A 19303-nucleotide genomic window follows, 5' to 3' on the forward strand; every position below is an offset into this window, starting at 1 on the left:
TCTGCCACCGGCACGGTGCGAAGCTTCACTTTTTTAAAAATTCGCCTTTGGGGTGTCCAGGTTTGCTTGACCACTACAGTGCCGCCCCGCACAGGGGCAACGCCAATAGACCACTAACACCACAAGAAAAGGCCAACAAACCAACCCCACAAACCCCACAACCCCCACCGCCGCCCAGGCGAAAAAAATTTCACCCCGCGCCCTCCCAATTTGTGCTTTACTTTTCGGCAGACTCATAAAAAAACGCAGCACCCTATCGGACCCACGAGCAGGCAGCTGAAGGCAAGAAAAACCAAAGGTCCGGTCTCACCCCATCAGGAGACAACTTCATGGCGATCAGCATCAGTCTGACGGTGAACGGCGCGCCCATCAGCGCCTCAGTCGACCCCGGCACCCTACTTGTCCAGTTCCTTCGCGATCAACTTTGCCTAACCGGAACGCACGTCGGCTGCGATACCGCGCAGTGCGGCGCCTGCACCGTCCATCTGAACGGGCGCGCGGTCAAGGCCTGCAACATTCTCGCGGTGCAAGCCGAAGGCGCCAACGTCACCACCATCGAAGGGCTCGCGAAAGACGGCGCGCTCCATCCGATGCAGGCGGCGTTCAAACACTGCCACGGCTTGCAATGCGGCTTCTGCACGCCCGGCATGGTGATGAGCGCGGTCTCGCTCGTCGAGCGTCTACCCAATCTCACCGGCGACGACGTGCGCGCCGAGCTCGACGGCAATCTGTGCCGCTGCACGGGCTATCACAACATCGTCAAAGCCGTGCTCGAAGGCGCCGAAGGGATGAAGACATCCAGCGCCGCCCCGGCCGCCGCGCCGGCCACCGCCTGAGGAGCAGACGATGAACGCACCCGACTCCCATCGCCTCGTCGGCGCATCCGTCGAACGAAAGGAAGACTATCGCTTCCTCACCGGCAACGGCCAGTACACCGACGACATCGTCCTACCCCAGCAAACCTACGCAGTGTTCCTGCGCTCGCCATACGCGCATGCGCGGATCAAGCGCATCGACACCACAGCGGCGAAGCAATCGCCCGGCGTGGTGGCGATCTTCACCGGCGCCGACATGGCCGCGGACAACGTCGGCGGGCTGCCCTGCGGCTGGCTGATTCACAGCACCGACGGCAAGCCGATGAACGAGCCGCCCCATCCGATCATCGCGCATACGAAAGTGCGGCACGTCGGCGATCAGGTCGCGCTCGTGATCGCCGATTCGATCAAGGCCGCGAAAGACGCCGCCGAACTGATCGACGTCGACTACGACGTGCTGCCGGCCGTGGTCGACACCGCGCACGCAGCCGATCCGGGCCAGCCCGCGGTTCACGACGAAGTGCCGGACAACGTCTGCTACAACTGGGGCCACGGCGACAAGGCCGCGACCGACGCCGCGTTCGCCAAGGCCGCGCACGTCACCACGCTCGACATCGTCAACAACCGGCTGATTCCGAACGCGATCGAACCGCGCGCGGTCAACGCGAGCTATTCGGCGCAGGACGACGGCTACACGCTCTACGTCGCGAATCAGAACCCGCACGTCGAGCGCCTGCTGATGGCCGCGTTCGTGCTGTCGTTGCCGGAATCGAAGCTGCGCGTGATCGCGCCGGACGTAGGCGGCGGCTTCGGCTCGAAGATTTTCCTGTACGCCGAGGACGTCGCGCTGACGTGGGCATCGAAGAAGATTCGCCGTCCGGTGAAATGGACCGCCGAGCGCTCGGAAGCTTTCGTCTCGGACGCGCATGGCCGCGATCACGTCACCAGGGCCGAACTGGCGCTCGACGCCGACGGCAAGTTCCTCGCCATGCGCATCCACACGATCGCGAACATGGGCGCATATCTGTCCACCTTCGCGTCGAGCGTGCCGACCATTTTGTACGCGACGCTGCTCGCGGGACAGTACGCCACGCCCGCGATCTATGCCGAGGTGAAAGCGGTTTTCACCAACACCGTTCCCGTCGACGCTTATCGCGGCGCGGGCCGCCCCGAAGCGACATTCGTGGTCGAACGCCTGGTCGAAACGGCGGCGCGCGAGATGAAGCTCGATCCAGCGGAAATTCGCCGCCGCAATTTCATCCGCGAGTTTCCGTATGCGACGCCGGTCGGCCTCACCTACGATACCGGCGACTACGAAACCATTCTGGCCCGCTCGCTCGAACTCGCCGACGTGAAAGGCTTCGAGGCGCGCCGCCAGGAATCGGAGAAGAACGGCAAGCGGCGTGGCCTCGGCTACTCGTGCTACATCGAAGCCTGCGGCCTCGCGCCGTCGAACATCGCGGGCGCGTTGGGCGCGCGCGCGGGCCTGTTCGAGGTCGGCCAGATTCGCGTGCATCCGACCGGCTCGGTGACCGTGTTCACCGGTTCGCATAGTCACGGCCAGGGACACGAGACGACCTTCGCGCAAGTGGTCGCGGACCGGCTCGGCATTGCATTGGAAAGCGTCGAGATCGTCCACGGCGATACCGGGCGAATTCCGTTCGGCATGGGCACCTACGGCTCGCGCTCGATCGCGGTGGGCGGCTCGGCGATCATGAAGGCGCTCGACAAGATCGAAACCAAGGCGAAGAAAATCGCCGCCCATCTGCTCGAAGCGGCGGCGGAAGACATCGAGTTCAAGGACGGCGTGTTCCGCGTCGCGGGCACCGATCGCACCAAGGCGTTCGCGGAAATCTCGCTCGCCGCCTACGTGCCGCACAACTATCCGCTCGACGTGCTCGAACCGGGCCTCGAGGAAAGCGCGTTCTACGATCCGAGCAACTTCACGTATCCGTCGGGCGCGTATATCTGCGAGGTCGAGGTCGATCCGGAGACGGGCGTGTGCAACATCCAGCAGTTCACCGCGGTCGACGATTTCGGCAACGTGATCAATCCGATGATCGTCGAAGGCCAGGTGCATGGCGGGCTCGCGCAGGGCATCGGCCAGGCGATGCTGGAGCGCTGCGTGTACGACGACGAAAGCGGCCAACTGCTCTCCGGTTCGTACATGGATTACGCGATGCCGCGCGCGTCCGATCTGCCGAATTTCACCGTCGAAACCTCGAAGGGCACGCCGTGCACGCACAACCCGCTCGGCGTGAAAGGCTGCGGCGAAGCGGGCGCGATCGGCTCGCCGCCGGCGGTGATCAACGCGATCATCGACGCGCTCGCGCCGCTCGGCGTGACCGACCTGCAAATGCCGGCGACGCCGCATCGCGTGTGGTCCGCGATTCACGCCGCGAAGCAACCCCATTGAGATCCTAGCGGAGCATTCGACATGTATTCATTCGAGTATCAACGCGCGACGGATCCCAAAGCGGCCGCCGCAGCCATCGCCGCCGACAGCGACGCCAAGTTCATCGCGGGCGGCCAAAGCCTGCTGCCCACCATGCGGCTGCGCCTCGCGCAACCGTCGCAACTGATCGACGTGACGCGCATTCCGGCGCTCAAGACGATCACCGTCGACGCCAAAACGGTGACGATCGGCGCCGCCGTCTGTCATGCCGATGTAGCGGAGCACGCGGAAATCCAGCGCGTGTTGCCGGCGCTCGCGGAGCTTGCCGAGCACATCGGCGACCGCCAGGTGCGCGCGCTCGGCACGATCGGCGGCTCGCTCGCCAACAACGATCCCGCCGCCTGTTATCCGGCTGCGGCGATGGGCTTGGACGCGACCATCGTCACCGACCGGCGGCGCATTTCGTCGAGCGATTTCTTCGTCGGCATGTACGAGACCGCGCTGGCGCCCGACGAGCTGATCGTCGCGGTGGAGTTTCCGGTGCCCGAGCGCGCGGCCTACGAGAAATTCCGCAATCCGGCTTCGCACTTCGCGCTCGTCGGCGTGTTCGTCGCGAAGTTCGCCGGCGGCGTGCGCGTCGCGGTGACGGGCGCGGCGGCGTCGGTGTTTCGCGTGCCGGAACTGGAAAGCGCGCTCACGGCGAATTTCACGCCCGACGCGGCACGCGCGGTCAGCGTGCCCGCCGACGATCTGAACACCGACATGCATGCCAGCGCCGAATATCGCGCGCATCTGATTCCGGTGCTGGCCGCGCGAGCGGTGGTGAAGGCGAACGCCTAGCGAATTCCCGCTGTTTGCGGTCGAAGTGGCATTCGCGGGCAGCGGAACGCCACTTCCGCCGCGTTCGCTCACGCACGCGCGACGGCCATGCCGACTCGCGTTTCACCGTGCAGATTCAGGACCATCATGCAGCCTGCTTCCATCGACGACACCCTCGCGCAACTCGCCGCGCAAAGCTACTTCGCCAGCCGCGAACTCGCGACCGCGTTGTATCTCGCGCTGCGCATGGAGCGGCCGTTGTTCGTCGAAGGCGAGCCGGGCGTCGGCAAAACGGAACTCGCCAAGGCCGCGGCGGGGATGCTCGGCACCGCGATGCTGCGGCTGCAATGCTACGAAGGCCTCGACACCGCCAGCGCGCTCTACGAATGGGACTATCCGCGCCAGATCATGGCGCTGCGTCTCGCCGAGGCCGCCGGCGAGCGCCCCGACAATGACACCTTGTATCGCGGCGAATTCCTGCTGAAGCGTCCGCTGCTACAGGCGCTGATGCCGGACGAAAACCATCCGGGCGCGCGGCGCGTGTTGCTGATCGACGAAATCGACCGCGCCGACGAGCCGTTCGAAGCGTTTCTGCTGGAACTGCTGTCAGACTTCCAGGTATCGATTCCCGAATACGGCACCGTCCGCGCGGAGCAGAAACCGCTCGTCGTGATGACTTCGAACCGCACGCGCGAAGTGCACGACGCGCTCAAGCGCCGCTGTCTGTATCAATGGATCGGCTATCCCGAGCGCGATCGCGAACTGGAAATCGTCGCCGCGCGGGCGCCGCAAACCTCGGCGCAATTGCAGCGGCGCGCGGTCGATTTCGTGCATCGGCTGCGCGGCATGGATCTGTTCAAGGCGCCCGGCATCGCGGAAACGATCGACTGGTGCCGCGCGCTTGAAGCGCTGTCGGTGACGGAGCTCGATCCGCAATCGGTGCAGAACACGCTGGGCGTCCTGCTCAAGTATCAGGACGATCTGGCGCGCGTCGACGCCGCGCAAATCACGCAGTGTCTTTCCGAGCCGGGATAGCGGGCATGAGCAAGCGATCGGATGCGAGCGGCGGTGATTCGGCTGGCTTTGGCGAGAAGGCCGGAGCGTCCCCCACGCTCGCCCGCAACGTCGTGCATTTCGTGCGCGTGCTGCGCGGCGCGGGTTTGCCGATGTCGCCCGCGCAAGCCGTCGATGCGATCGCCGCGTTGCACTGGATCGACCTCGGCCGCCGCGACGACGTGCGCGCCGCCCTCGCCGCCTTGCTGGTATCGGCGCCCGACGAGCGCGAACTATTCAACGCCGCATTCGACCTGTTCTGGCGCGATCCCGATTGGGAAGGCAAGCTGCGCGCGCTGCTGCTGCCGAAGGTCCGCGACGGGCTGCCGCCGCCCAAACGCAACAACCGTCTCGCGGACGCGCTTGCCGTGCGCGCGCCGCCGTCGCCGCAAGCCAGCGCGCAGCAGGAAACCGAGCAGCACGAATTGCACGCGCACATCAGCTTCAGCGCGGAAGAGCGCCTGCGTCACCGCGATTTCGACTCGCTGTCCGCTGATGAATGGCGCAGCTTGCGTCATCTGATCCGCGGCCAGCGCCTGCCGCTCGCCACCGAGCCGACGCGTCGCCTGAAGGCCGCCTCGCACGGCACGCACGCGGACTTGCGCGCGAGCGCCCGGCACGCGGTGCGCGCGGGCGGCGACTGGACCGTGTGGAAGTATCGCGCCGTGGTCGAACGCAAACCGCCGCTGGTGTTGCTGCTCGACATATCCGGCTCGATGAGCAGCTATTCGCGCGCGGTGCTGTATTTCTGCCACGCGCTGTTGCAGTCGCGCGAACGCTTGCAGGTGTTTCTGTTCGGCACGCGTCTCACCAACGCGACGCGCGCGCTGCGCGAGCGCGATCCCGACGTGGCGATCGCCGCGCTCGCCGATCAGGTGGTGGACTGGTCGGGCGGCACGCGGATCGGCGCCGCGCTCGCCGAATTCAACCGACGCTGGGCCCGGCGCGTGCTCAGCGGCCGGGCCACGGTGCTGCTCGTGACCGACGGCCTCGATCACGAAGCGATCGACGTGCTCGGCGCCGAAATGGCCCGCCTGCGCCGCTTCGCGCACCGTATCGTGTGGCTCAATCCGCTGCTGCGTTTCAGCGGTTTTTCACCGAAGGCGCGCGGCATACAGGCGATCCTGCCGTATGTCGACGCGCATCGTCCGGTTCATAATCTAGACAGTCTGGCCGCGTTCGGCCGCGACCTCGCGCAACTCACGCGCGCGCCGCGTTCGGGCGCATCCGCCACGACATCCGCGGGAGCAATGCCATGGAACTGAGCGAAACTCATACGCTGCCCGTTTCGCAGCAACGCGCGTGGGAAGCGCTGAACGACACCGACATCCTGCACGCGTGCATTCCCGGCTGCGAGACCATCGAAGCGGACGGCGAGCACGCGTACAACGTGGTGCTGAGCGCGTCGGTGGGTCCGGTGAAGGCGCGCTTCAAGGGGCGCATGCAACTGACCGATATCGAGGCGCCGAACACGTACACCATCGTGTTCGAAGGTCAGGGCGGCGCGGCGGGCTTCGGCAAGGGCACCACGCGCGTCACGCTCGCGCCCGAGGGCGACGAGGCGACCCGGCTCGAATACACGGCGAGCGCGCAGGTCGGCGGCAAGCTCGCGCAGATCGGCTCGCGTCTGGTCGACGGCGCGGCGCGCAAGCTCGCCGGCGAGTTCTTCAAGCGTCTCGGCGTTCAGCTAGGCGGCGACGCGGGCGCCACGGCGACCGCCGCTGTCAGCGAGCCTGCAGCCGATGAAACGATGCCGCAAAATAGCGAATCGCAAGAGGCTGCGGACGGCGAGTCCGGCGGCGATGCACCGAAAAGGAAGAAATCATGGACAGCGTGGATCTCGAAGTCCTGAAGTCCAGCGCACGATGGCTGGAAGAGGGACATCGCGCGCTACTGGTGACGGTGGTGAAGACGTGGGGCTCGTCGCCGCGGCCCGAGGGCGCGATGCTCGCGGTGCGCGACGATGGACTCGTGGTGGGGTCGGTATCGGGCGGTTGCATCGAAGACGATCTGATCGACCGCGTGCGGCAAAGGGGCATCGAACAGACGCGCCCCGAGGCGGTGAAGTACGGCATCACGGCGGAAGAGGCGCATCGCTTCGGCCTGCCTTGCGGCGGCACGATCCAACTGGTGCTCGAACCGCTGACGCCGCACAGCGGCATTGCCGAACTGTGCCGCGCGGTGGAAGACGGACGCCTCGTGGCGCGTGAAGTGGATATGACGACGGGCGCCGTGCGGCTCGATCACGCGCAGGCGACGGACGGCGTGCATTTCGACGGCGAGCGTCTGCTGACGATTCACGGCCCGCGTTACCGGATGCTCGTGATCGGCGCGGGGCAGTTGTCGCGCTATCTGTGCCACATCGCGGTGGGGCTCGACTATCAGGTGACGGTCTGCGATCCGCGCGAGGAGTACACCGAGGAGTGGAACATTCCGGGCACGAAGATCGTTCGCACGATGCCGGACGATACGGTGACCGAGATGAAGCTCGATGAGCGTTGCGCGGTGATCGCGCTGACGCATGATCCGAAGCTCGACGATCTTGCGTTGATGGAGGCGTTGAAGACGCCGGCTTTTTATGTCGGCGCCTTGGGTTCCAGAAGGAACAATCAGGCGCGGCGCGAGCGGTTGAAGGAGTTCGATCTGAACGACACTGAACTCGCGCGCTTGCATGGACCGGTCGGGATTTATATCGGCAGTCGGACGCCGCCTGAGATTGCCGTGTCGATTCTTGCCGAGGTGACGGCGGCCAAGAACGGGGTTTCCTTGCCTACCTTGCTGCAGGTTGAAGGCGCCAAGGCGGCGCGGGAGATTGCGGCTTCGGGTGGGGCGGCTTGTAGCGTTTGATTTTTTTGCTCCCGCAGTGTTGTTGGTGGTGTCTTCGGTTCTTCTTTCACATGCCCCGGTTTGCCGCTGCGTCACGCTGGTCCGAGCCGGCAGAGGTCTTGGATCATCGCTCGGGTCGGCCGTCGAACTGCGCGGTTCACGGTCCTGCCGCTCCAGCGCTTTCATGCGTCGAAGAAAGTAGGTGCCGCCCCGCACAGGGGCAACGCCAATAGACCACTAACAAATCAAGGAAAGGCCAACCCACCAAGGCAACGAACCCAAACCGCCGAGCAGGCAAAAAACCAAAACCCCTACTTAACCGCCAACTTCGACCGCCGCCGCGAATACCCAAAATAAATAACCATCCCAACGAGCAACCAGACCACAAACGCCACCCAGGTGACAGCCTGAAGATTGGCCATTAAAAACAGACAGGAGGCAACAGCCAACACCGGCACAACCGGCACACCAGGGCAGCGAAACGCCCGAGGCAACTCAGGATGCGTCTTACGCAAAACGAGCACCGCAATCGACACCATCGAAAACGCGGCCAGGGTTCCGATGTTGATCAGCTCGGCCAGCACCTTCAACGGCACCAGCGCACCAATCAAACCGAAGAAAATCCCCACCAGCCACGTAGTAAAAAACGGCGTGGCAAACCTCGGATGCACCCGCGACAGTCTCGCGGGCAACAAGCCATCACGCGACATCGCGAAGATCACCCGCGTCTGCCCATAAGCCATCACCAGAATCACCGTCAGCATGCCCAGCACGGCGCCCAGGTCGATAAAGCCGGCCACCCACGTTTGACCGGCCACCTGCAACGCGTACGACACCGGATTCGGAATATCCGCGAACTGCGCCGACGGCACGATGCCCGTGACAACCGCCGCCACCGCCACGTACAACACCGCGCACACGCCCAGCGATGCAATGATCCCGATCGGCAGATCGCGCTTCGGGTTCTTCACTTCCTCGGCCGCGGACGACACCGAATCGAAACCGATGAACGCGAAGAACATCACCGCCGCCGCGCCGAATACGCCGCTCCAGCCATTCGGCATGAACGGATGCCAGTTGGCCGGCGTCACGTGAAAGACGCCCACGCCGATCACCAGCAGCACCACGGTCACCTTGATCGCCACCATCACGTTGTTGATTCGCGTGGATTCGCGCACGCCGACGGACAGCAACGCCGTAATCGCCATCATCACGAGGAACGCGGGCAGATTGAAGAACGTGTCCTGGCCCGGCAATGCGCCCGGCGCCGCCGTCAACGCAACGGGCAACGAAACGCCGAAGCCCGACAGCAGCGATTGCAGATAGCCCGACCAGCCCACCGATACCGCCGACGTGGCCAGCCCATACTCCAGCATCAAGTCCCAGCCGATGATCCACGCGGCCAGTTCGCCGAGCGTCGCGTACGAGTAGGTGTAGATGGAGCCCGCCACCGGAATCGTCGACGCGAACTCGGCGTAGGCCAGTGCGGCGAAACCGCACGCGATCGCCGCGACCAGGAAGGAGACCATCAGCGCCGGCCCGGCCTGGACGGCGCCCGTGCCGGTCAGCACGAAAATGCCTGTGCCGATGATCGCGCCGACACCGAGGAAAGTCAGATCGAGCGCGCCGAGCGCTTTCTTCAGGCCGGCGTTCTGAGCGCTCGCCGCGATCATGTGCTCGACGCTCTTCTTGCGAAACAGGGACATTGGCGGGTCTCCAGTAGTGCACGCATCTTGCGCGCCGAATGTCGGAAAACCCACGATTTTAGCGGATGCGCGCCGCCGCACCATTTTGGGATCAGCTTTTTACGGGCGATGGTGAAGGGCGGAAAATCCCTCCCAGCGGGATGCCGATGGCACATTCCCGCGCCGGACAATGGCCATCGGCAAAGCCTTCGCACGATGCGCGGCCGGGCCGCTCAGAATCGCTCTCGCGCACGCTCGCTCGTCGGGGCGCGCGCCATTCAGCGACGCCGCGGCGTCGCGTTGCCGGAAGCAGATGTCAGCCCGCCATCGCCGGATTCAGATCGACCAGGCGGTTGCTCATCACGTAGAAGGTCAGTTCGGCGTTGTTGCGCAGCTTCATCTTCTCGAGTAGCCGTGTGCGATACACGCTAACCGTCTTCACCGACAGCGACAGCGCCGCGGCGATGTCCGTCAGCCGTTTGCCCGATGCGAGCATGCACAGCGTCTGATATTCGCGATCGGAGAGCTTCTCGTGCGGCAATTGTTCGCCGTCGAAGGAGACGTAGTCGGCCAGCGCTTCGGCCATCGCCGGGCTCACATATTTGCGGCCCGCGGCGACCTGCTGGATCGCGCCGATCATCTGCGCGGCATCGACCGTTTTGGACAGGTAGCCGGCTGCGCCGGCCTTTAACGCGCGCACCGCGTACTGGTCCTCGCGATACATCGAGAACATCAGCACGGCCACGCGCGGCGCCTTGCGCTTCAGACGCTTGAGCACTTCCACGCCGTTCATGTCGGGCAGCGAAATGTCGAGCAGCACCACGTCGTAGCCATGCAGGGTGACGGCGTCGAGCGCTTCGGCGCCGCTTTGCGCCTCGGTGACTTCGCGGGCGACGCCGCGGTCGAGCAGCAATTGACGGACGCCCTGGCGAACCACCGCGTGGTCGTCGGCGATCAGGATACGCAGGCTCATGACGGCGTGCTCACGATTGCAGCGCGCGGCGTTCGACGTGGGGCGCGTTCGCCAGCATCGCGTCCCACGCAAAGCGCGCATGCACGAGCGTGCCGCGCGATTCCCTGGCGCCATCGCCGCGGCGCGGGCCAACGCGCCGGCCGCCCACGCGCAGCGTGCCGTCGAAGGCCGCGCAGCGCGCCTGCATGCCGCTCAGGCCGAAATGGCCGCGACGGCTGCGCGCGTTGCGCGTGACGCCGATGCCGTCGTCGCTGACGATCAGCGTGAGATGACGGCGGCTGGTTTCGATCCGCACGTCTGCGGATTCGGCGCGCGCGTGCTTGGCAATGTTGTTGAGCGCTTCCTGCGCGACACGGAATACGGCCAGCACCGCTTCGGCGGGCAGGCGCGTGAGACGCACGTCGGCCGCGCAAACAAAGCTCGTGCGCAACTGCGTGCGCGTGGCGAAGTCGCCGGTCCATTGCGCCAGCGCCCCGACGATGCCGGCCTCGAGCGACGGCGCATGCAGTTCCGCGACGGCCTGGCGGCTGGCGGCGCACACGGCGTCGAGCGAACGGTTGGCGACGGCGAGCGCGACGGCGCACTGCGACGGCGCGTCGGCGGGCAGCCAGGTTTCGACGCCAGCCAGCGCGAAGCGCGTCGCGGTCAACTCGGCGCCCACGCCGTCGTGCAGTTCGCGCGCCACATGGCGGCAGGCGGCTTCCTGTGCCTGCACGAGTTCGGCCGACAGTTCGCGCACCCGGGCGCGCAGCCGCGCCAGTTCACGTTCAACCGACGGCGACGCCACGACGGCACTGGCCGCGACGGACGCGTCGCATCCGTCACGCGGCGGTGACGGCGGCAGAGGCGAGGCGAACGGGACGACAGTCGACGTATCCATGACTTTCCCTCTCAGGAAGCGGGGCGGACGACGAAGCGCGTGCGCGTCGGCGGCGCGAAGACGAAAGAACGCATGCGAGTCTCAAGCCTCCAGGTGCGGCCGGAACGCGTACGGTTCGACGGCCGGATTACTACGGTCGAGCGTAACGAAATTTACATTCAGTAACATGTAGCGCGGACTCTGGCAGGCATGCCGGAGCGGCGGTCGTGTGCCGCGATAATATCTCAAAAAAAGAAATAATGTAGGCGCACCAAGGCTTAGCGCCGATATTTCGCGCGACGGTTGACGTTCCGCAACGCCGGCGCTGTCAGAAGAACACTGACGCGAAATGTCAGGCCGAGCGCGTCAACTTGTAACCGCCAAACAAAAAAGGAGCCCGGAGGCTCCTTTTGCCGAGTCCGCGGCGCGAGCCGCGAATTCGAATGTACGTCTTAACCGACGAACGCCTTTTCGACCACGTAGTGGCCCGGCGCGTTGTTGCTGCCTTCCTGGAAGCCCAAATCGTCGAGCAGCTTGCGCGTGTCGCGCAGCATGTGCGGACTGCCGCACAGCATCACGCGGTCGTCTTCGAGCGAGAAGCCCGGCACGCCGAGGTCGGCGAACAGTTTTTCCGTTTCGATCAGTTCGGTGATGCGGCCGCGGTTCTGGAATGCCTCGCGCGTGACCGTGGGGTAGTACAGCAGCTTTTCCTGCACCAGTTCGCCCAGGTGCTCGTGCGCCGGCAGGTGCTCCGTGATGTATTCCTTGTACGCCAACTCGTCGACGAAACGGCAGGTGTGCGTGAGCACCACGCGTTCGTAGCGGTCGTAAATGTCCGGATCTTTGATGATCGACATGAACGGCGCGAGGCCCGTGCCGGTGGAGAGCAGCCACAGCGTCTTGCCCGGCAGCAGGTTGTCGGCCATCAGCGTGCCGACCGGCTTCTTGCCGATCAGAACTTCGTCACCGACTTTCAGATGCTGCAGACGCGACGTGAGCGGGCCGTCCTGCACCTTGATGCTCAAAAATTCGAGGTGCTCTTCGTAGTTCGCACTCGCAAGACTGTAGGCGCGGATCAGCGGCTTGCCTTCGACTTCGAGGCCCACCATCGTGAACTGGCCGTTTTCGAAACGGAACGACGGATCGCGCGTGCAGGTGAAGCTGAAAAGCGTATCGGTCCAGTGATGGACGCTCAGGACGGTTTGTGAATTGAGGTTGCTCATGGCTTCTTGGATAGTGCGAAAACAAAGGCGGCCAGTCGTTTTAGCCGGCCGGCACGGCAAGGGCGATGCTGCGCTGACCCGAGGTCGGAAAGCACGCGCAATCCGCTATTTTACCGCGCCGGCTGCCCGAAGGCGGCGGTGCGGCGGTTGAGCGTGGTCAAGCGGATGACTGAAGCCGGCCGCGTCGGCGCTGGAATGTCGTGCATACCGGCACCGCGAAGAACCTGGCGTGGATGCGGCCGCGCTTCGGCAAAAAGTCCGGCGAGGGACGAACGCCGCACGGGGCGGCAGCCATCGGCTGTCCGGCATGCGCCGGATAGGCGCGCCACACGGGCAACATTTTCGAGATCATACCGAAACCCGCCGTGCGCTGCAGCATTGACCCTGCTGATAAAACTGGCAAACGCCGAGCAAGTCGGCATGAAACGCGAGGAAATTGCGGCTTGCGAAAATGGCTCGCGCGAGTGGGGCGGCTTACTTTTACCGAGCCGACTGGTCCCTGCCGTATTGGTACACAGCGACGCGCACGAGACCCAGTGAATCGCTGCAATGCTTTCAGGAACAAGGCTTTTTGCGTTTTGTATTTTGGTTACTTCGCGCGAGCGCTCATTCAACCCGCAACCGCGCCATATACGGCAAGTGATCCGAAAGCCACGCGGTTTCCTGGGTAGGCGGAATCCATTCGATCGGCTTCATGCCGCGCACGAACATCTTGTCGAGCGCGAGCGCCGGTGAAAAGGCGGGGAAGGTGCGGCCCGATTCGCCGAGCAGCGTCGCCACCTCATGCAAGCCGTGCTCGCCGAAGAGCGGCACCGAATCATTGCGCCAGTCGTTGAAGTCGCCCGCCAGGACCAGCGGACCCTCCGGCGCTTCCTTCGCGATCCAGTGCGCGATCCAGTTCATCTGACGCAAACGCGCCGAGCGCGTGAGCGCAAGGTGCGCGCACAGCAGCGTGACCGAATGACCGCCGAAGGTCGCGCGCGCCACCAACAAACCGCGTTTCTCGAAGCGATGCGCGGAGATGTCCCAGCGTCCGCCGAGATCGAGCGGATGCGGCGACAGGATCGCATTGCCATGCCGCCACGACGGCTTGAATACGTTCGGCCCGAGCGCGATCTCGAGTTCCAGCGCGCGCGCGATCTCGGTGGCCTGGCAGTGCCAGATGTCGCTCAACGGATCGGCGACCGGCGCGCCGAAACTGCTCGCCAATACCGGCGACGGCATGCGCCGCGCCATGGCTTCCTGCAAAAAATAAGCGTCGGCGTGAGTCGACTGAACCCAGCGCTGCATCGCCTGCCACGCTTGAAAGCCAAGCGGCGTGCGGCCTTTGTGCAGGTTCCAGCTCACCGCAACGAAATCCTTGGGCGCAATGCCCTCGCGGATCAATTCTTCTGGGTTTCGCATGCCGCGTTGTCCACGTGTTCTGTTTGGGCTTCGGTTGTTCGGTTCGGTTGTTCGCTTCAGTTCACGCTGCTCTCGACTCCCGCACGCACGCGGTAGACCAGGTTCGGGTCCTTGTCGACGATCGTCCAGCTCGCCCATTGGCCGGTCGGCACCTTCAGGCCCGGATGGGTGGCGCTCACCTGGCGCGGTTGCGGCGGCAGCTTGCAGCCGGTGTCGGTTTGGCGCGCGGCGTTTTCCTCGAAGGTTTCCTGCGCTTCGATCGACATGGTGACCTCGTTGGTATCCGCCTGCAGCGGCGACACCGTCAGCGTGCGCGCCAGATCGATGCTGCCGGCAGGCTGGTCTTTACATCCGACGTTATGCTGCACCATCTTGTGATGCGTATCCGTGCGCGCCTGGCCGACCGTGGTGGTGCCCTCGAAGGCGTCGATCTGCTGGCCGTCGCGCATCACCTGCAATTGCCATTGCACGACCTGCTGGGCCGGCCGTTGCTGCGCGCTCGCAAGCAGCGAGGTGCCGAGCAGCACGGCCACGATACTGGTTTTCCACATAAAGAAAATCTCCGGTTACTGCGTCCGGCAGTGTAGTCAGAGAGGGCCATCTTACCCCCGATGGACGCAACACTTTTGTGACCTATGCACGAGGGCCGGGTTCAGCAATGGTGCATTTCAGATGGGGCGGTGAGGCCGCTAAAACAACCCGTCGTTAGCAGCAGAGCCGCATGACTGCTGGCTTGCACACGATTCTGGCGTCATTACACTGGACTTGAAACGGCGCCCGCGAGGCGCCGCCGCAGCAAGACCAGCCAGACGGGGTGAGCGATGACAACAGCAATGGTCAAACAGGAAATCGCCGTGGCGTCCTTCAGCCGGGTATACGACCTCGATCAGGTCGAGACCGCGTTGAACGATCTCGGCGAAGGCGCGAACGAGGCGCTGCGCGCCACGTACGAAAAGATGCTGAAAACCGGCAATTTGCGCTTTTGCGTGAAGCCGAACCGGATGCCGTCGATCGACGATCTGATCGACGCGCTGCCCAACTTTTCCGCGCCTCTCGACGATATCCGCAAGCAGGTCGCGCTGTGTCTTGAAACCGACGACCGGCTCGAACTGATGCCGATCCTGCTGCTCGGCGACCCCGGCATCGGCAAGACGCATTTCGCCAAGCAGCTGGCGCGCCTGCTCGGCACCGCCTATCAATACGTGGCGATGAGTTCGTTGACGGCCGGCTGGATTCTCTCGGGCGCTTCCTCGCAATGGAAAAACGCGAAGCCGGGCAAGGTGTTCGATGCGCTCGTGAACGGCAGCTATGCGAACCCGGTGATCACCGTCGATGAAATCGACAAGGCCTCCGGCGACTCGCAATACGACCCGCTCGGCGCGCTGTACGCGCTGCTTGAACACGACACCGCGCAGACTTTCATCGACGAGTTCGCCGAGATTCCGATCAATGCCGGCCACGTGATCTGGATCGCGACGGCCAACGACGAGCGCTCGATCCCCGAGCCGATCCTCAACCGGATGAACGTGTACGAGATTCCGTCGCCGGATCATGACGGCGCGCGCCGCATCGCGCAGTCGATCTACGACGAGATCCGCTCGGCGCACAACTGGGGCCTGCGCTTTCCCGAGACGCTCGGCGACGCCGCGCTCGACGCGCTCAAGCAGGCATCGCCGCGAGCGATGCGTCGCGCGATATTGAATGGATTCGGCGCGGCGCGCATCGACGGACGCGACAGCATCGAAGCTGGCGATATCCGCCTCGACTACGGAAATCGCCGAAAACCGATCGGTTTTTGAGCGGTTTTTGCACAAAAGCCGCCTGCGGGCGGCTTTTTCACGGCGGCAAACCGGGCCTTCTCCATACGATTGTGTTTGCCCCGTCCGGGGCTTTGAAACTGCTCAACGGCCGAGCGCCCGCAACCGTTCACGACGGCGGCCATTGCTGTCTGTGCGGCGTCGTACAATTTGCATAGCGGTTGCGATAGGGCAGATGCGTTCGACAGCGAGCGGTGTGCGGCACTCGATAGCCGCATCCTGTCCTCATGTGTATCGGGTGAACGAGGCAGCGCGCGGCGAAATCGGCCGCGTCAAGGGACATGGACCAAATCGAATGTGTAGTGATCGGCGCCGGCGTGATCGGCCTGGCGGTGGCGCGCGCACTGGCGGCGCGCGGACATGAGGTGATCGTGCTGGAGGCGGCCGAGGCGATCGGCGTGGGCACCAGCTCGCGCAACAGCGAGGTGATTCACGCGGGCATCTACTATCCGCGCGGTTCGCTCAAGGCCACGCTTTGCGTGCGCGGCCGCGAGTTGCTTTACGACTACTGCGCCGCGCGCAACGTCCCGTATTCGCGTTGCGGCAAACTGCTGGTCGCCACCTCGCGCAATCAGATCCCGCAACTCGAAAGCATCATGGCGAAGGGGCGCGACAACGGCGTACTCGACCTGATGCGGATCAGCGGCGACCAGGCGCAGGCGCTCGAACCGGCGCTCGAATGTGTCGAGGCGGTGTTCTCGCCGCAGACGGGCATCGTCGACAGTCACCAGTTGATGCTGGCGCTTCAGGGCGATGCGGAGCGCGACGGCGCGGTGTTCGCGTTTCATGCGCCGGTCGAAGCGATCGAGGCGAGCAACGGCCGCTTCATCATCAAGGTGGGCGGCAATGCGCCGGCCACGATCAGCGCCGCATGCGTGATCAACAGCGCCGGTCTGCACGCGAACGCGCTGGCCCGCAAGATCCGCGGACTCGACGCGCGCCACGTGCCCCCGCTCTATCTCGCGCGCGGCAACTACTTCAGCATTTCGGGGCGCGCGCCGTTCAGCCGCCTCATCTATCCGATGCCGAACGAGGCCGGTCTCGGCGTGCATCTGACGATCGATCTCGGCGGCCAGGCGCGTTTCGGTCCCGATGTCGAATGGGTGGACACGATCAACTACGACGTCGATCCGCATCGAGCGGAATCGTTCTACTCGGCGATTCGCACGTACTGGCCCGCGCTTCCCGACGGTGCGTTGCAGCCCGCTTATGCGGGGATTCGTCCGAAGCTTTCGGGCCCCGGCGAGCCCGCCGCCGACTTCGTGATTCAAGGTCCGGCCGCGCATGGCGTGCGCGGGCTCGTCAATCTGTTCGGGATCGAATCGCCGGGCTTGACGGCGTCGCTCGCGATTGCGCGGCGCGTCTGCGAACTGAGCGGGCGGGAGTGACCGGCATTCACCTGGCGGCCCGCCTTGCGCGGATCGAACCGCATCGCACGCGTGACGTCCGAGCCTGGCGTCGTACCGATTCGCTTATCTCTATCATTTGAGTCGTCACGCGCGGCGGCTTCGTTGCTATGCTTGGGGACCGCTGTCATCAGAACGGCGATCAGTTCATATAAACGGAGTGAGTCCCCATGAAACCTTCCCGTCGTACGTTTTTGATCACGAGCATCGGTGTGGCGTCCAGCTTCGCGCTGTCGCGCCAGGCTTTCGCGGATGCACCCAAGGTCGCCGAAAGCGACCCGACCGCGCAGGCGCTCGGCTATAAGGAGGATGCGAGCAAGGTCGACAAGGCCAAGTTCGCCAAATATGCGCCGGGCCAGGACTGCGGCAACTGCAGTTTTTATCAAGGCAAACCCACCGACGCCTACGCCGGCTGCCCGATGTTCGCGGGCAAGCAGGTCGCGGCCAAGGGGTGGTGCAGCGCATATAACAAGAAGGTCTGATGCCGCTCTTGCCGCGTGTGTATTCGATATCGCGGCAGATGCGCTGCAACATGCCCGCGCGAGACTCAGCGCGGATGATCGAGGCGTCTGCCGCTCAGTGCGGCAGACGCCTTTTTGCTGCTTGAAAACAGCTTGCGCCCTCTTTACACTCCGTGACGGCCGCTGCGGGCAGCGTCGGTTTTTCCGGCGTACTCACGCGCCTCTACGTTGATACGACGCACCGCGAGACACTTTTCGCAAGCTGGAGATTTGAATGGCACCAGCGTCAAGTAGCCTCCATAAACGGGCCGTCGCCGCGGCGGTGATCGGCAATGCGCTCGAGTGGTATGACTTCACCGTGTTCGGTTTCCTGACGGTGGTGATCGCGCAGTTGTTCTTCCCGGCGGCCAACGATTATTCGTCGCTGCTCCTGACCACCGCGACCTTCGGCGTCGCTTTCGTGATGCGGCCGGTCGGCGGCATCGTACTCGGACTCTATGCGGATCGCGCGGGACGCAAGGCGGCGTTGTCGCTCGTCATCGCGCTGATGACGCTCGGCATTCTGCTGCTTGCGATCGCGCCGCCGTATTCGGCGATCGGCATCGGCGCGCCCTTGATGATCGTGCTCGGGCGTTTGCTGCAAGGCTTTTCCGCCGGCGGTGAGTTCGGCAGTTCGACCGCCTTGCTGATCGAAGCGGCGCCGTTCTCCAGGCGCGGTTTTTACGGCAGTTGGCAGATGTCGAGCCAGGCGGCGGCGCTCCTGCTCGGCGCCCTGGTGGGCGCGTTGGTCACGCGCGGCCTGTCGCCCGAGGCGTTGAAGTCCTGGGGCTGGCGCGTGCCGTTCATTCTCGGCTTGATCATCGGGCCGATCGGCTTTTACATTCGCCGGCATCTTGCCGATTCCGAAGTTTTTTTGCTCGCGAAAAAAACCGCGCGGCGCGCGACACTCGGCGAACTGTTCCGAAACCATAGCCGCGACGTGCTGTGCGGGCTAGGCGCGGTGATCGCGCTCACGGTGACGATCTACGTACTGATCAGCTATCTGCCGACCTTCGCGGTCAAGCAACTGAAGCTGCCTTACGGGCAATCGTTTTATGCGGTGATCGTCGGCAATCTGCTGTTGACCGTGCTCTCGCCGCTCACCGGCGCATGGTCCGACAGAATCGGACGCAAGGGGCTGTCGTTGTGGTCGCTGGCGATCACGCTCGTGATCATCTATCCGCTGTTCGCATGGCTCGCGGCAGAGCCGAGCGTGTCGAAACTGATACTTGTGCAGGCGCTGCTGTCGATCACGCTGTCCGGCTACTACGGGCCGTTCGGCGCGCTGATCGCCGAACTGTTCCCGGCTAACGTGCGCTCGATCGGTCTCTCCCTTGCCTACAACGTCGCGGTGATGATATTCGGCGGCTTCGGGCCTTTCATCGTGACGTGGCTCATCAAGACCACCGGCTCGCCGCTCGCGCCGACGTACTACGTGATGGCCGGGCTGGCGCTCTCCCTCGTCGCGGTGGCATGCATGCCCGGCAAGCGCCACGCGGATCTCGACGCGCAGCGCAAACCGGCGTGA

The 19303-nt window shown here is 64.5% G+C and carries 17 protein-coding genes; 11 read left to right on the forward strand and 6 right to left on the reverse strand.

Features of this window, described 5'->3' with window-relative positions:
• Nucleotides 1-329 precede the first annotated feature (329 nt).
• From ACTJLC_RS30440 to ACTJLC_RS30470, 7 genes are all read left to right on the forward strand, one after another.
• Entirely contained in the window at nt 330-836 is a 507-nt protein-coding gene (locus tag ACTJLC_RS30440) for a (2Fe-2S)-binding protein (RefSeq protein ID WP_440846147.1), read from the forward strand.
• Nucleotides 837-846: 10 nt separating this feature from the next.
• Nucleotides 847-3231 carry a xanthine dehydrogenase family protein molybdopterin-binding subunit gene (locus ACTJLC_RS30445; protein ID WP_440846149.1) on the forward strand — a complete coding sequence of 795 codons (2385 nt, stop codon included), beginning with the start codon at nt 847-849 and terminating at the stop codon, nt 3229-3231.
• A 21-nt stretch (nt 3232-3252) separates the two neighbouring features.
• Complete coding sequence (locus ACTJLC_RS30450) at nt 3253-4050, forward strand: FAD binding domain-containing protein (RefSeq protein WP_440846151.1); 798 nt, start codon at nt 3253-3255, stop codon at nt 4048-4050.
• Between the two features lie 126 nt (nt 4051-4176).
• Complete coding sequence (locus tag ACTJLC_RS30455) at nt 4177-5064, forward strand: AAA family ATPase (protein ID WP_440846153.1); 888 nt, start codon at nt 4177-4179, stop codon at nt 5062-5064.
• 5 nt (nt 5065-5069) lie between these two features.
• Nucleotides 5070-6347: a vWA domain-containing protein gene (locus tag ACTJLC_RS30460; protein ID WP_083084942.1), complete on the forward strand. Its 1278-nt coding sequence runs from the start codon at nt 5070-5072 to the stop codon at nt 6345-6347.
• Nucleotides 6338-6934, forward strand: coding sequence for a CoxG family protein (locus ACTJLC_RS30465; protein ID WP_440846155.1), 597 nt, complete (start codon nt 6338-6340; stop codon nt 6932-6934). Before ACTJLC_RS30460 ends, ACTJLC_RS30465 begins: the two co-directional genes overlap by 10 nt.
• Complete coding sequence (locus ACTJLC_RS30470; protein WP_073432406.1) at nt 6907-7929, forward strand: XdhC family protein; 1023 nt, start codon at nt 6907-6909, stop codon at nt 7927-7929. Before ACTJLC_RS30465 ends, ACTJLC_RS30470 begins: the two co-directional genes overlap by 28 nt.
• Before the next feature lie 290 nt (nt 7930-8219).
• Here ACTJLC_RS30470 and ACTJLC_RS30475 read toward each other — a convergent pair whose 3' ends face one another.
• The 6 genes from ACTJLC_RS30475 to ACTJLC_RS30500 form a co-directional block, all read right to left on the reverse strand.
• Nucleotides 8220-9614 carry an amino acid permease gene (locus ACTJLC_RS30475; protein ID WP_073432405.1) on the reverse strand — a complete coding sequence of 465 codons (1395 nt, stop codon included), beginning with the start codon at nt 9612-9614 and terminating at the stop codon, nt 8220-8222.
• Between the two features lie 295 nt (nt 9615-9909).
• Nucleotides 9910-10566: a response regulator transcription factor RqpR gene (gene rqpR, locus ACTJLC_RS30480; RefSeq protein ID WP_073432404.1), complete on the reverse strand. Its 657-nt coding sequence runs from the start codon at nt 10564-10566 to the stop codon at nt 9910-9912.
• Nucleotides 10567-10576: 10 nt separating this feature from the next.
• On the reverse strand, nt 10577-11446 hold the full coding sequence (locus ACTJLC_RS30485; RefSeq protein ID WP_440846158.1) for a sensor histidine kinase: 870 nt from the start codon (nt 11444-11446) through the stop codon (nt 10577-10579).
• Between the two features lie 431 nt (nt 11447-11877).
• Nucleotides 11878-12648, reverse strand: a complete 771-nt coding sequence (locus ACTJLC_RS30490) for a ferredoxin--NADP reductase (protein ID WP_073432402.1) — start codon at nt 12646-12648, stop codon at nt 11878-11880.
• 606 nt (nt 12649-13254) lie between these two features.
• The gene (locus tag ACTJLC_RS30495; protein ID WP_083084936.1) at nt 13255-14052 is read right to left on the reverse strand and encodes an endonuclease/exonuclease/phosphatase family protein; all 798 of its coding nucleotides are present in this window, start codon (nt 14050-14052) and stop codon (nt 13255-13257) included.
• 56 nt (nt 14053-14108) lie between these two features.
• Complete coding sequence (locus ACTJLC_RS30500; protein ID WP_083084934.1) at nt 14109-14603, reverse strand: hypothetical protein; 495 nt, start codon at nt 14601-14603, stop codon at nt 14109-14111.
• Nucleotides 14604-14873: 270 nt separating this feature from the next.
• Between ACTJLC_RS30500 and ACTJLC_RS30505 the strand changes: the two genes are divergently transcribed.
• The 4 genes from ACTJLC_RS30505 to ACTJLC_RS30520 all read left to right on the forward strand — a co-directional run bounded on the left by ACTJLC_RS30505 (nt 14874) and on the right by ACTJLC_RS30520 (nt 19303).
• Nucleotides 14874-15851 carry an AAA family ATPase gene (locus ACTJLC_RS30505; RefSeq protein WP_083084933.1) on the forward strand — a complete coding sequence of 326 codons (978 nt, stop codon included), beginning with the start codon at nt 14874-14876 and terminating at the stop codon, nt 15849-15851.
• A gap of 299 nt (nt 15852-16150) precedes the next feature.
• Entirely contained in the window at nt 16151-17257 is a 1107-nt protein-coding gene (locus tag ACTJLC_RS30510) for an NAD(P)/FAD-dependent oxidoreductase (protein ID WP_310319171.1), read from the forward strand.
• Between the two features lie 188 nt (nt 17258-17445).
• Entirely contained in the window at nt 17446-17757 is a 312-nt protein-coding gene (locus ACTJLC_RS30515; RefSeq protein ID WP_114161713.1) for a high-potential iron-sulfur protein, read from the forward strand.
• A gap of 253 nt (nt 17758-18010) precedes the next feature.
• A complete protein-coding gene (locus ACTJLC_RS30520) occupies nt 18011-19303 on the forward strand; it encodes an MFS transporter (protein WP_310119428.1) in 1293 nt (430 codons plus the stop codon).

Source organism: Paraburkholderia sp. 22099, assembly GCF_052045835.1.
GTDB classification, from domain to species: Bacteria; Pseudomonadota; Gammaproteobacteria; order Burkholderiales; family Burkholderiaceae; genus Paraburkholderia; species Paraburkholderia terricola.

What these genes read in the sequence shown, in the direction of transcription:
- ACTJLC_RS30455 (WP_440846153.1), top strand. Translation starts at nt 4,177, where the DNA reads ATGCAGCCTGCTTCCATCGACGACACCCTCGCGCAACTCGCCGCGCAA.
- ACTJLC_RS30500 (WP_083084934.1), bottom strand. Translation starts at nt 14,603, where the DNA reads ATGTGGAAAACCAGTATCGTGGCCGTGCTGCTCGGCACCTCGCTGCTT.
- ACTJLC_RS30470 (WP_073432406.1), top strand. Translation starts at nt 6,907, where the DNA reads ATGGACAGCGTGGATCTCGAAGTCCTGAAGTCCAGCGCACGATGGCTG.
- ACTJLC_RS30515 (WP_114161713.1), top strand. Translation starts at nt 17,446, where the DNA reads ATGAAACCTTCCCGTCGTACGTTTTTGATCACGAGCATCGGTGTGGCG.
- ACTJLC_RS30450 (WP_440846151.1), top strand. Translation starts at nt 3,253, where the DNA reads ATGTATTCATTCGAGTATCAACGCGCGACGGATCCCAAAGCGGCCGCC.
- rqpR (WP_073432404.1), bottom strand. Translation starts at nt 10,566, where the DNA reads ATGAGCCTGCGTATCCTGATCGCCGACGACCACGCGGTGGTTCGCCAG.
- ACTJLC_RS30490 (WP_073432402.1), bottom strand. Translation starts at nt 12,648, where the DNA reads ATGAGCAACCTCAATTCACAAACCGTCCTGAGCGTCCATCACTGGACC.
- ACTJLC_RS30460 (WP_083084942.1), top strand. Translation starts at nt 5,070, where the DNA reads ATGAGCAAGCGATCGGATGCGAGCGGCGGTGATTCGGCTGGCTTTGGC.
- ACTJLC_RS30440 (WP_440846147.1), top strand. Translation starts at nt 330, where the DNA reads ATGGCGATCAGCATCAGTCTGACGGTGAACGGCGCGCCCATCAGCGCC.
- ACTJLC_RS30485 (WP_440846158.1), bottom strand. Translation starts at nt 11,446, where the DNA reads ATGGATACGTCGACTGTCGTCCCGTTCGCCTCGCCTCTGCCGCCGTCA.
- ACTJLC_RS30495 (WP_083084936.1), bottom strand. Translation starts at nt 14,052, where the DNA reads ATGCGAAACCCAGAAGAATTGATCCGCGAGGGCATTGCGCCCAAGGAT.
- ACTJLC_RS30505 (WP_083084933.1), top strand. Translation starts at nt 14,874, where the DNA reads ATGACAACAGCAATGGTCAAACAGGAAATCGCCGTGGCGTCCTTCAGC.
- ACTJLC_RS30445 (WP_440846149.1), top strand. Translation starts at nt 847, where the DNA reads ATGAACGCACCCGACTCCCATCGCCTCGTCGGCGCATCCGTCGAACGA.
- ACTJLC_RS30510 (WP_310319171.1), top strand. Translation starts at nt 16,151, where the DNA reads ATGGACCAAATCGAATGTGTAGTGATCGGCGCCGGCGTGATCGGCCTG.
- ACTJLC_RS30465 (WP_440846155.1), top strand. Translation starts at nt 6,338, where the DNA reads ATGGAACTGAGCGAAACTCATACGCTGCCCGTTTCGCAGCAACGCGCG.
- ACTJLC_RS30520 (WP_310119428.1), top strand. Translation starts at nt 18,011, where the DNA reads ATGGCACCAGCGTCAAGTAGCCTCCATAAACGGGCCGTCGCCGCGGCG.
- ACTJLC_RS30475 (WP_073432405.1), bottom strand. Translation starts at nt 9,614, where the DNA reads ATGTCCCTGTTTCGCAAGAAGAGCGTCGAGCACATGATCGCGGCGAGC.